This window comes from Candidatus Liberimonas magnetica (assembly GCA_020523885.1).
In the GTDB taxonomy this organism is placed as follows: domain Bacteria; phylum Elusimicrobiota; class Endomicrobiia; order Endomicrobiales; family JAFGIL01; genus Liberimonas; species Liberimonas magnetica.
Genome location: JAJAPY010000004.1, coordinates 98,265 through 109,636 on the forward strand (window position 1 = coordinate 98,265; position 11,372 = coordinate 109,636).

Annotated in this window: 11 protein-coding genes; 2 read left to right on the forward strand and 9 right to left on the reverse strand. The window is 41.8% G+C overall.

The window, feature by feature from the left end; all coding sequences use genetic code 11:
- The first annotated feature begins 14 nt into the window (after window positions 1-14).
- The gene (locus LHV68_04505) at window positions 15-2,198 is read left to right on the forward strand and encodes a hypothetical protein (GenBank protein ID MCB4791130.1); all 2,184 of its coding nucleotides are present in this window, start codon (window positions 15-17) and stop codon (window positions 2,196-2,198) included.
- A 16-nt stretch (window positions 2,199-2,214) separates the two neighbouring features.
- Entirely contained in the window at window positions 2,215-2,604 is a 390-nt protein-coding gene (locus LHV68_04510; GenBank protein ID MCB4791131.1) for a secondary thiamine-phosphate synthase enzyme YjbQ, read from the forward strand.
- A gap of 146 nt (window positions 2,605-2,750) precedes the next feature.
- On the opposite strand, the gene LHV68_04515 is transcribed toward LHV68_04510, so the two are convergent.
- From LHV68_04515 to LHV68_04555, 9 genes are all read right to left on the reverse strand, one after another.
- A complete protein-coding gene (locus LHV68_04515) occupies window positions 2,751-3,233 on the reverse strand; it encodes a chemotaxis protein CheD (protein MCB4791132.1) in 483 nt (160 codons plus the stop codon).
- A gap of 3 nt (window positions 3,234-3,236) precedes the next feature.
- On the reverse strand, window positions 3,237-3,836 hold the full coding sequence (locus tag LHV68_04520; GenBank protein MCB4791133.1) for a chemotaxis protein CheC: 600 nt from the start codon (window positions 3,834-3,836) through the stop codon (window positions 3,237-3,239).
- Complete coding sequence (locus tag LHV68_04525) at window positions 3,829-4,458, reverse strand: chemotaxis protein CheC (GenBank protein ID MCB4791134.1); 630 nt, start codon at window positions 4,456-4,458, stop codon at window positions 3,829-3,831. The genes LHV68_04520 and LHV68_04525 overlap by 8 nt, the downstream gene beginning before the upstream one ends.
- Before the next feature lie 254 nt (window positions 4,459-4,712).
- A complete protein-coding gene (locus tag LHV68_04530) occupies window positions 4,713-6,890 on the reverse strand; it encodes a rod shape-determining protein (protein MCB4791135.1) in 2,178 nt (725 codons plus the stop codon).
- The gene (locus tag LHV68_04535; GenBank protein ID MCB4791136.1) at window positions 6,883-7,632 is read right to left on the reverse strand and encodes a response regulator; all 750 of its coding nucleotides are present in this window, start codon (window positions 7,630-7,632) and stop codon (window positions 6,883-6,885) included. Before LHV68_04535 ends, LHV68_04530 begins: the two co-directional genes overlap by 8 nt.
- A 135-nt stretch (window positions 7,633-7,767) precedes the next feature.
- On the reverse strand, window positions 7,768-8,163 hold the full coding sequence (locus LHV68_04540) for a response regulator (GenBank protein MCB4791137.1): 396 nt from the start codon (window positions 8,161-8,163) through the stop codon (window positions 7,768-7,770).
- 5 nt (window positions 8,164-8,168) lie between these two features.
- Window positions 8,169-9,824, reverse strand: a complete 1,656-nt coding sequence (locus LHV68_04545) for a chemotaxis protein CheA (protein MCB4791138.1) — start codon at window positions 9,822-9,824, stop codon at window positions 8,169-8,171.
- An 18-nt stretch (window positions 9,825-9,842) separates the two neighbouring features.
- On the reverse strand, window positions 9,843-10,865 hold the full coding sequence (gene cheB / locus LHV68_04550; protein MCB4791139.1) for a chemotaxis-specific protein-glutamate methyltransferase CheB: 1,023 nt from the start codon (window positions 10,863-10,865) through the stop codon (window positions 9,843-9,845).
- Window positions 10,862-11,224: a response regulator gene (locus LHV68_04555; protein MCB4791140.1), complete on the reverse strand. Its 363-nt coding sequence runs from the start codon at window positions 11,222-11,224 to the stop codon at window positions 10,862-10,864. Before LHV68_04555 ends, cheB begins: the two co-directional genes overlap by 4 nt.
- Window positions 11,225-11,372 lie beyond the last annotated feature (148 nt).

An 11,372-nucleotide genomic window follows, 5' to 3' on the forward strand; every position in this document is an offset into this window, starting at 1 on the left:
CAAGAACTAATTTTATGAAAAAGATAGAACAAGAGACTATCAGCCATTTGATAAAAACTTTCAGGCTTGCGGTCACAAATTTAAAGATATATCCGCGCAGCAGCCAGGTCGTGGTCGTTACCCTTGAAACTTTATACAATATCATATCTTCGGTCCTTGAAAAGGATTCAAGCCTTACATTCAGTAACCTGAACGAGAAACTCCTTATCAACAACTCAGAGCCAGAAACAAAAGAACTCCAGCTTGCATCGAGTGCGATACTGAAAATATTCGGTTCATTGAATATACAAAGCATGACCCTTAAAAAAGGGCTGGGCAAGGAAGAGCTGATAAGCCTTTTAGATAACCTTTTAAAAAAGAAAAGGTCGGATTTTTCTGACTTTCCCCACGTCGCTTTTGACCAGACTGTCTATGTGGCGACAATCAAGGGAGAAGAAAAAGTCGTAAAAATATCCGAGACCATCAATAACTCAAAAGGAGCTATAGTAGGCCTTATAAAATCTATAAGGGAATCCTATGACATAATAGACGATGTGCCTGATTTGAAAACACGGGAACAGCTCTATAACCATATCGCCCAGGAGCTTTCTAAACAGGACCCCGCTACTTTAAAAGAGATTTTTGACAGGCAGCTCCCTCCGAAGATAGAAGACTCCGGCCTTAAGAAAAGGTTATTGAACACGCTTTCAAAGGAAAAGATACAAGACATTTTCGGCGAAATAGCGAACTGGTACGAAGAAGTAAGAAAAACAGAGAACTCCGATTTTTCTGCTGTAGAACAGCTCGGTAAATTAAAGACCTTTATTCATACCATACTGATGACGCCTGCCGCCAAGGAATTCCCGAGGCAGTTCTTTGAAGACCTCCTCAGGAAAGGCATCATAAATGAGATACCGGAATGGTTCTCAGCAAAACCTGAAAAACCCGCAACGATATTTGAGATAGAAAAGCTCCTTGAGAAATCCCCTGCCGAGCTTCTTGAAAAGGAAATAAGGGACAGCCTGCCCGGCCTTGTCGAGAAGCTTTGCCAGATCGATTATAACGATTTTATTTTAAAGCTCGTAGAAAAACTTTTAGAGAACCTGACAAATCCATCGGTAGATACGAGGCTTATCGCTATACAGACTATAGCGGCTGTTTATGAGGTACTCTACATAAACGGGAAAGAAAAAATAATCAAATATATTGAAAGGCCCCTGATCGGTGCCGCTATCCAGGAAACTTCCGGAGATATTTATTTTTATTATGCCGACCTGCTTGCAAAAAGAATATTTCAGAACCTGCTTAACGGCGATTATGATTCTGCGATAAAAATAGCAGAGCTGTTAAGCCAGCAGTCCCATGAAGAGATAAAGCAAAACCCGCAGATCAGGACGGCAGCTCTTAACTCGTTAAATAAGCTGTTCCCTGACATCGTAGAAGTGCTTGTTTCCGACCTGAAATCCGATAATGACAAGAAAAAGTTCGGCAGTATGCAGATAATGATAAAATTCGGGCCCCAAAGCCTAGACCCTCTAATCAAGATAATAAAAGAAAGCGACGATATCCGTTCAAGGAAGCTTGCAGCAGAAGCATTAAAAAGCCTGGGAGAGCCGGCAAGAAAGAGGTTTAATGAAGAGCTGAACCTCGGTCTGATATCCGACGAGATAAAAAGGGTCATTGAAGTTTTAAATATCTTAGGCGATGACAAGATAACAGAGCACCTTTCGATACTACTGCGTTATCCGGACCCCGCCATAAAAAAGGAAATAATGAGGTTTTTGTCCACTATAAAGACAAACCAGTCAAAAGCTATCCTTATGGAACAACTAAAAGATGATGATTTTTCGGTCATAGGAGAGGCGGCAAGACTGCTGTCAGAAATAAAATGTGCAGAATCCGTCCCGCTGCTTATACAGTTATTGAATACCTACAAAACACCTTTAAAACTTCAGGAAGAGCTATGCCTCTTCCTGGGCATACTGGGAGATTACAGGGCGGTAGCTCCTTTGATCTCAAAGTTAAATAAAAAACCGTACTGGTTTTCAAGAAACAAAGAAGAGATCGAAAGGGTCAGGATGAGGTCAGCCTGGTCTTTAAGAAATTTCTCAAACCAGGATGTGCTATCAGCTCTTGAAAAAGCTGCCAGAGATTCCCAAGGGCCAGTTGCTCTTACCGCAAAAGAATCGCTTCAGCTTATAAAAACTTCTTCTAAATAGTTCAGGGAAAATATCAATGCATGAACTAACGTTAAAAACTTTTGATAGGACCCAGTTCATAGATATTACCTCAAAAGTCAGGGAAATACTCAAAAAAAGCGGTGTTACTAACGGGCTATGCCACATTTTTGTCCCGCATACAACAGCTGCAATAACCATAAACGAGAATGCAGACCCTGACGTGGTAAGCGATATAATACAAACTCTTGATAATATTATACCGCAAAACAGCAGCTATGCTCACAGGGAAGGGAACTCCGACGCTCATATCAAAGCCGGCTTGTTGGGGTTTTCTCTGAACGTATTCGTTAAAGAAAAACAGCTTGTTTTAGGGACCTGGCAGGGTATATTTTTTACGGAATTTGACGGGCCAAGGACAAGAAAGGTATTGATAGAGATTGTTTAAGAATTTCAATGCAAAATGAAAATTGCAAAAAGCAAAATTGTTGTATGCACCAAAGAACCAATGGCGGGTTTTTTTAAATAAATCGCCAAAGGCGATACCTTAATTTTAAATTTTTCATTTTGCATTTTTCATTTCCTGTACTTCACCTAGTATTCCTTTGTTTCACGCTGTGCGGCTTTAACTAACATCCTGCCTGTCGCAAGATTAAATTCAATCGTCCTTCCGTAATTTTCACCCGTATCTTCTGCCAGTAACCGGATATTCAATTCCTTAAGAACCTTTTTAACAGCTTCTACATTCCTGTCGCCTATATTCATAACTTTCTCTTCAGTTGCCGACTCGAACATACTTGCACCGCCGGCAATTTTAGCAATGACCCTGTTTTTATCGGCCCCTAATTCTAGCATTTTGCTCAGCATCAAGCGCAGCGAGGTATCAGCAAACTTCATCGGGCTGGCCTGGATCTTTGATAATGTACTGTCGGGCAGCATGATGTGAGCCATCCCTCCTACCTTTGAAACCTGGTCATATAAAACTATCCCCACACAAGAACCCAAACTTAAAGTCTCAAGGATAGTGCCGCTATTTGCCACCTTAAAATCAGCTACTTCTATGAGTATTTTTTCCATTTTCTATTCTTTTCCAACCCCGACTTTGTCAAACATTTTGTCTAACGATTTATTATCCGGGAATATTATCAGATTACCTTTAAGTTTCACGTCCGGCGACTCAAGGAATGTTTCCATCAAGAGGGCATACTCTGAAACTTCCGCAATTTCAATTAAAAGAAAATCAATGACCGCTCCGAGCAGGTCTTTTGCATAATAGGGGACAGAGATGAGTATCTTAAAATCCATCATCTCCGCTATGGCATTTAAGTATGAATTTACCGCTATGTTGCCCAACTCCATTATTGCAGACTTGTTTAAGTCTTTGTCAGAGTATAAATCCGCGGTTAATAATTTTGATAACAGGTCCGAATTTTCCTGAGTGAAAAACAGGAGTATACTGCCGGATATATCATTGGACATCTTAAAGAGCAGCCCGACTACCGGCAATTGGGCGCCTCCCAGATACTCCGGCACTTTTTCAAGCCGCACCAGTTTCACTTCTGGGACGACCATTATTATTTTTTTATCTATAAGTGCCGATAAGGCCGTAGCTGCATGCCCCGTCCCTGTGTTTATAATCTCCCTTAGTATATCCATTTGTAATTTGTTAAATTTATCCATTTGAACCCGCTCCTCCATAAATATCCACGGTATCCAGCAATAACTTAAGCGATCCCGGGTCGGGTAAAATAAAGAAATTTCCTTTTATCTCTTTTTCATTATCATCAAAGACTATCTCAAGGACTACTGCGCTGTCAGCTACTTCAGCTAATTCGATCAGTATTAGATCAATTACCGCACCCATCATATCAAACGCGTATTTTGGCACTGATATAAGAACATCCTTATTTATCATTTTTACAAGTGCGTTCACGAAGGCGCCGGCTATGATATTCCCCATTTCCTTCAGTGCCGATACCTCCAATTCGTCCAGCGGGCGGTTTAGATTGTCAGTTTTTTTATTTAAAAGGATATGCACAAGATTATTCGCACTTTCACAGGAGAAAGTCATAAGGACCCCTCCTGCCATATCTCCGAGCATCTTACAGTAAATCCCAACTACGAGTGTCTGCGTGTCGCCGATAACTTTTGCCGTTTCGTTTATGGGTACAAGCTGGAGCTTCGGCAGGCTCATATTGATTTTTCTTTTTAACATCTGCGAAACGGCGGTTGCGGCATTGCCTATGCCGATCCCGCAGACTTCTTTTAATGTGTCGACCTGCAGGTCAGTAAGTTTTTTCATTAGCATCTTTTCCCTGTTACAAAAATTCCCCAACTCAGGAGAGTGTGTCGCAATTATATTTTTTACTTTTTTCGGTGCCATTACCGTGAAAACGAGAATCTAGTTTCTACGGTAAAAGTATTTTGGATTGTCGGGTCAAGTCCGAGAATGACAGAAAAGTGTAATTATGACACAGCCAGGGTAAACACCTTTGGAGCAGCTTGCACGTTAATACCCGAATTCCTATATTGTTATTTAATGGCTCTTGTCAGTTGTCACTCAAACAATACCTTGACCTTGGCATCATTAAACAGCGGAGAAGAAAAATTTGCCTCCTGCTCATTGATCAAAATACGCATTCGTTTACCTAATTGTTCCCGGGGATTGACCGAAATATAACGGAAAACATCTACTAGTATCGCTTCGGCATCTTTACCGCAGCAATTCCGGATGATATCTCCGCTCTTTATTTCCGTTTCCATAGCAGCATTTTTGCCGTTAAGCAACAGCCTGCCCTTTGCCCCGGGGAATGAATACCTTTCGCCGTTTATTACCACGTTCAGGTCCCTGCCTGACGGCGGGATACCGCTCACAACATCTTTGACCTTCCAGGACAGCTCATTTTTATAAAAATCGATCTCATTGCATCCGTGTAATTTTATTTCTTCCGCTAATTGCCTTTCTTCCCCGTTAACCTTGAGCGCACAGCTGGCTTTATCGAACTCCCTGTCTTCGCCGTCTATATCAAGCAAAATAGTGTTTTTTTCAACAGATCTTAGGTCAAAGCCGAGCCCTGTTAATAGATCACAAACGGTCTCTGCTTCCTTTAATTCCACAGCCGCCCTGTCTTCAACCTCTATTTCAGGGCCGGTTTCTTTCCCGTTAACGATTACTTTATACGGGACGCATATTTCCCTGCCGTTAAATACTATTTTCTTTTCGTTTTTCCAGGAATCCTCTATAACTTCCGATATTTTTTTTGCCTTTTCTTTCCCGTCTTTTGCGGGATAAAAAATGATCTTGTCCCCGTCCTTGACCTGTATATCCAGGGATGCTTCCGTTCCGTTCAGCTTCAAAACCGCAGGAGTTGGCAGTTCGCCCTTGATCGTAAACATTTTTCCGTTTATGGTAATCGTTTTAGCCGCACCCGGAAGGCCGTATATTTTCTTCATCGGGATCCCTCTTGAAAGAAGAGCTGAAAGGATATCAGGTTTTTTCTCGGAAGTTACAACCGTCACTCTTTCTTCATTTAAGGTTAAATGTATCAGAGAAAGCCCCTGCTGTTTTATGCGCAGCAAGCCAATGCCTACGGTTACAGTGGCATTCACACCACTGAATTTGCCGGTAGTATCTACAGCTTTTTTATTTAAATAAGCGGGCCTTGAGCCGATACGGGAAAGGGGCAGGCCAAGCGCTTTTGAAAGTTCTTCTTCAATAAACGGGGTCTGGCTGCCTCCCCCTACCAGGACAACTGCAAAGTCAGAGGCCGCTTTTGCATATTTCCGGACATCTTCATTTATCCTTTGAGATAAATTTATTACTGCAGGCCTTATTTTATTGAATATTTCTGCCAGCGGTTTCTCGTCTTCGCGGTTAAAAATATCTTTGTACCTGATATTTATGCAGTCTTTCTCTGTCCTTTTTATTCTTTCTCCTTCATTGAAATCAACTAGATATTCCGAACAGATAGCTTCAGTTATCATGTCCCCGGCAACAGGTACCATGCCGTAAGCCGAGATCTTTCCCTGATGGACTATGGCGATATCTGAAGTCCCGGCGCCTATGTCGATTAAAATTATATTTAAACTATGCAGATTTTCCGCAACACTGCATTCAAGAGCGGCTATCGGTTCTAACGTAAGATATTCTATCTCAAGGCCTGCCTTCTCCATGACGGCAAACATCGCTTCAAGCACCTGCCGGGGAAGAAGCGTTACCATAATACTTGTTTCTATAGACGAACCGCGGTGGTCAGTAAGGGATTTTATCGATTCCCCGTCCAATTTTTCATCCAGCACCGAATAGCCGGCGCTGGTGTATTCAGTTTCCGTGTCGAATTTTTCAAGAGCTGAGCGGACCGCCTCAAACCGCAGGTTATTGACTTCCTCAGGAGTGATAAGCTTATGGGGAGGCCTTTCTTGCCTTGCTGTGCCGTTAGAGGTTATCAAATTCCTGCCTGCAACTGCGACTGAAACTTTTGCCAGGGTTCTTTTCTGGCCGTGTTCCCTGTTTTCCAGGTGAAATTTGATCCTTTTTACTATAGCTGCGACTTTTTCAATATCGTGTATCTGGCCGGAACGCATTGCCCGGGTCTCATGTTCAAGGATCTCGGAATCGATTATACGGAGTGTAGGCCCGGCTGTATCAGAACCAGGGGCCTGGCGTTCACATACCGCTCCTCTTACTAAACGGGTCCCTATATCAAGTATAAAAAACTCTTCGTTATTATTCATGATTTTTAGCTGTACCGATAAAACCTACGAGATACCCGGCTTTATTTTTCATAACAGTGCCGGTAAATAATAATTTTAGTTCTTGCTTGTCTTTATTGACAAAGGTTACGGGAAAATCCTTGACAGAACCTTTTTTTATCATCTGTTCCAAGGTAGTCTCCTGAAATTCTTTGCCAAAGATGAACTGTATAGGCAGCCCGATTATCTCTTCTTCTGTATACCCCAGCAGTTTTTCCATAGCCAGGTTGACTTTTTTTATATACCCGTTCGAATCGGTCGCGATAACAGTATGCACCAGATGATGAACAAGGGTATCGCTGTATTCCTTTGCTTTACTCAATTCTTCGATCAATTTTTTCTTTTCCTGTAACTGATGGTGTTTTTCAAAAGCATTTTGAAGAGCATTTTTAAGTTCATCGTAATTTATAGGTTTGGTGAGGTAGGCAAAGGCTCCCTCATTAAGCGATTTTACCGCTGATTCCAGAGTAGTATAGGCTGTCAGCATAATTACTATTGTCTCGGGGTATTCTTTTTTTATTCTGTGCAGCAATTCAAGCCCGTTTATGCCGGGCATCATTATGTCCGTTAAAATAACAGGAAAACCGCCTTCTTCGGATTTCATTTTCCCCACCGCTTCCGTAGCAGAACCCAGGGCTGTAACATCATACCCTATGAGTTTAATCGATTCTTTCAGCAGTTCAAGCACGCTTTCATCATCATCAACAATAAGGATTTTATCCATGATTTTTTATAATACCTTAAGAAACGTCAAAAAAATAACGTTCCCGTATCCTAAAACTATTACTCCTCCGGGATTTTTTATATGTAAAGACACAAAGAGTATCCTTATTACTATCTCCTGAGCTAAAAAGAAAACCTAACTATTTTTATTTTCCTGCAGCTGATGATGTTTTTCAAAAGCATTATGAAGGGTACTTTTAAATTCGTCCTCATTTACCGGTTTGATTAGGAACGCGAAAGCTCCTTCATTGAGCGATCTTGTCGCCATTTCCTTGGAAACGTTTGCCGTAAGCATGATTACTAAGGTGTCAGGGTATTCTTTTTTTATCCTGCGCAGCAATTCAAGCCCGTTTATACCGGGCATCATCATATCCGTTAAAATAACAGGAAAACCGCCTGCTTCGGATTTCATTTTTCCTACCGCTTCCGTAGCTGACCCTACAGGGACAGCATCATAGCCCAGGAATTTGGCCGATTCGCTCAGGAGTTCGAGTATGCTTTCATCATCATCAACAATAAGTAATTTATCCATGATCTTCACATTACCGATGCAACATCAAAAATTAAAATAACACTTCCGTCACCTAAAACAGTTGCCCCGCTGAAGTTTTTTGCGTTTTTAAGGATACCGGAAAGTGTCTTTATCACTATTTCCTGCTGCCTGAAGAGCGAATCTACCACCAAGCCGATCTTTGTTTCCCTTATCTCAACTATAACCGCATAGCTATCTTTGATAATATTATCAGAATCTGGCATAGAGAACAACTTTCTTAACCTTATTAAAGGTATGACCTCATCGCGCAAAAGCAGGACTTCTTTATTTTCTATAGTTTTAATATAGGCCGGATCAATAATGGATATTTCGGTTATATTGTTCAGGGGTATGGCATATTTTTCTCCGGACACAATGACCAGCAATGCCTGGATTATAGCCAAAGTCAAAGGAAGGTACATGGTGAAAGTGGAGCCCACACCTTTTTTTGACCTGATTTCAAGTTTCCCATTAAATGATTCTACAAGATTTTTTACGACGTCCATACCCACGCCGCGGCCGGATATATTGGTTACTTCTTTAGCGGTAGAGAACGACGGGTGGCAGATCAGCATAAATGTTTCGTTCTCAGTCAAGTTATCTGCATGTTCCCGGGAAATTATTTCTTTCTCAACTGCTTTTTGGCGTATTTCCAGCACATCCATGCCTTTACCGTCGTCATTGACTTCAATTATGCAAAACCCTTTTTCCCGGCGCGCTATAAGTTTGACCAGGCCCGAAAGTGACTTCCCCGCTTTAGTCCTTTCTTCCATAGACTCTATCCCATGGTCAACGGAGTTGCGCAAAAGATGCACCAACGGCTCATTTATCTCTTCTAAAAGCGTCCTGTCGATCTCTATTTCTGAACCTATGACCTGAAACTCTATTTCTTTTTTCAGAAGTTTTGACAGGTCACGGACCATGCGCGGGTATCTTTCAAAAATATGCTTTACAGGGACCATCCTGGTTTTCAGGACTTGTTCCTGTAAATCCACGCTTATCCTGTCAAACTGCGCTACGGTCGAGGATAATTCGGATATTTTGTGTTGGTTTGCGATCTGGGTCAGCCTCAATTTATTTATTACGAGCTCTCCTACAAGGTTCATCAGTTTATCCAGATGCTCTACTTTTATCCGCACACTTTCTGTTCTAAGCTTTATTGCCTGTTCTTTTTCCGCAACGGCCGTGCCCCCTGAAGGAGAAGGCGCTGTTTGAGGCACTTCTTCTTTGGTTTGTTCCGGAGCAGCAGGTTTTATTTCAGGTTCTATCTTGGCTTCAAGCGCTGATTTAAGCTTATCTAGTATGGGTCTGATCTCATAGTGTTTTTTGTCATCATTGATTATTTTTTCAACAAGCAATTCCAGGGTGTCAAAACAATTAAAAAGGATCTCCACTATGTTTTCCGTTGTCTTGACATCGCCTTTGCGCAGCACATCCAGCACATTTTCCATCTCGTGGGTAAGCGCAGCAACTTCTTCATACCCCATAGTCGCGGACATGCCTTTAAGCGTGTGAGCGACGCGGAAAATCTCATTCAACAGGTCTTTATCGTTAAAATTCTTTTCCAGTTCCAAAAGAGAAGCATTAAGCCGCGAAAGGTTTTCTTTTGCTTCAGAAACGAACATATCTTTGAACTGGCTTAGGTCCATATCGTCCGGCATGATATCCTATTCTCCTTATCAGCTTAACGCTTTAACTATTTCTTCCGACATTTTATTTATCGGTACTACTTTATCGACAACGCCCGCTTCAACGGCATCTTGCTGCATGCCCCAGACCAGAGACGTACTCTTATCCTGGACAAAGGTCTTACCGCCGTTTTTCCTGATCGCCTTTAAGCCGTCTGCTGCGTCAAAAGACTTGCCGGAAAGCAGCACCCCCACAGAACCTTTCTGACAGGCCTCAGCAACTGATTTGAACATGGCAGCGATAGACGGTTTTGACCTGGAATCAATTTCAACCATTTCTACTATCAGCCCACGTTTAGTCTTGTGAACGGTCAATGTTCTATCATAATGGGATACCAGAACCCGCCCGGACCTCACTAGATCGCCGTCCTCTGCGACTTTTACGGCAAAAGGCGTTGTTTGTTGAAGGTGTAAAGCGAAAGCTTTTGTAAAATTTTCAGGCATGTGCTGGGCAACAAGAATACCTACATTCAGGTCTTTCGGAAACGTATGCAGTAATTCCGTCAATGCCGGCGGGCCGCCGATAGACGAACCTATCGCGACAACTTTAGTCACCGGTAAAACAGCGGGCTTATCTAATAAATTCTTTCTTTTGAAGGAACTAATGGACTCTAACAGTTTATTTATATCAACAGAAGCAGAAGCTTTTATCTTTTTTATAAGTTCCTGCTTAACCTGATAGATGTCCTTGGTCCGGGACGGTTTTTGGAGAACATCAACTGCTCCCATCATGAATATATCCGCAGTAATTTCCGCATCTTTTGAAGTAAGACAACTAAAAATTATAACAGCTGTAGGGCACTGTTTATTGATCTCTTCCAAGATCCATCGTCCATCCGTACCCGGCATCAGGATATCCAAAGAAACCACATCGGGTTTGAGCTGCTTTATTTTGTCTAAAGCATCCGGGCCGGAGGAGTCGCCTATAACTTCAATTTCCTTATCAGACGAAAGCATTTCTCTGACAACTTTACGCATGAACGGTGAATCATCAATTATTAAGACTTTTATCATAACATTGCTTTATTAATCGCATCAAGTAAAGCCTGCTGTGTTACCGGCTTTTCCACAAAACCTTTCGCCCCTAATTGCTGGGACTCTTCCATGATTTTTTCCTGGCCCATGGCGGATACCATTATTATTCTTGCTTTCGGATCGGCTTTCATAATTTCCTTCACGGCAGACAACCCTGATTCGAGCGGCATAATTATATCCATCGTAACAAGTTCCGGCTGAAGCTTTTGATACTGAATTACCGCTTCCACGTCACTTCCAGCTTCGCCTATGACCGTATGCCCCCCCCCTTTTTCTAGCATGTTCTTAAGAGTCAGCCGCATGAACTTTGAATCGTCAACGACTAATATTTTTGCCATATTCCTATTTCTCCTTTTTTAAGCTTCTTGCAATGGTTTCTCCAATTGATCACTGCGATTAACATAATTTTTATATTATATATGAATAATATACAAAATAATATAAAGAAATTCAATGCAGGCCAACGGAGTTATGGCTATTTTAAAA

Excerpts from the sequence above, each read along its gene's own strand:
- LHV68_04505 (MCB4791130.1), top strand. The coding sequence starts at position 15 with ATGAAAAAGATAGAACAAGAGACTATCAGCCATTTGATAAAAACTTTC.
- LHV68_04510 (MCB4791131.1), top strand. The coding sequence starts at position 2,215 with ATGCATGAACTAACGTTAAAAACTTTTGATAGGACCCAGTTCATAGAT.
- LHV68_04515 (MCB4791132.1), bottom strand. The coding sequence starts at position 3,233 with ATGGAAAAAATACTCATAGAAGTAGCTGATTTTAAGGTGGCAAATAGC.
- LHV68_04520 (MCB4791133.1), bottom strand. The coding sequence starts at position 3,836 with ATGGATAAATTTAACAAATTACAAATGGATATACTAAGGGAGATTATA.
- LHV68_04525 (MCB4791134.1), bottom strand. The coding sequence starts at position 4,458 with ATGAAAAAACTTACTGACCTGCAGGTCGACACATTAAAAGAAGTCTGC.
- LHV68_04530 (MCB4791135.1), bottom strand. The coding sequence starts at position 6,890 with ATGAATAATAACGAAGAGTTTTTTATACTTGATATAGGGACCCGTTTA.
- LHV68_04535 (MCB4791136.1), bottom strand. The coding sequence starts at position 7,632 with ATGGATAAAATCCTTATTGTTGATGATGATGAAAGCGTGCTTGAACTG.
- LHV68_04540 (MCB4791137.1), bottom strand. The coding sequence starts at position 8,163 with ATGGATAAATTACTTATTGTTGATGATGATGAAAGCATACTCGAACTC.
- LHV68_04545 (MCB4791138.1), bottom strand. The coding sequence starts at position 9,824 with ATGCCGGACGATATGGACCTAAGCCAGTTCAAAGATATGTTCGTTTCT.
- cheB (MCB4791139.1), bottom strand. The coding sequence starts at position 10,865 with ATGATAAAAGTCTTAATAATTGATGATTCACCGTTCATGCGTAAAGTT.
- LHV68_04555 (MCB4791140.1), bottom strand. The coding sequence starts at position 11,224 with ATGGCAAAAATATTAGTCGTTGACGATTCAAAGTTCATGCGGCTGACT.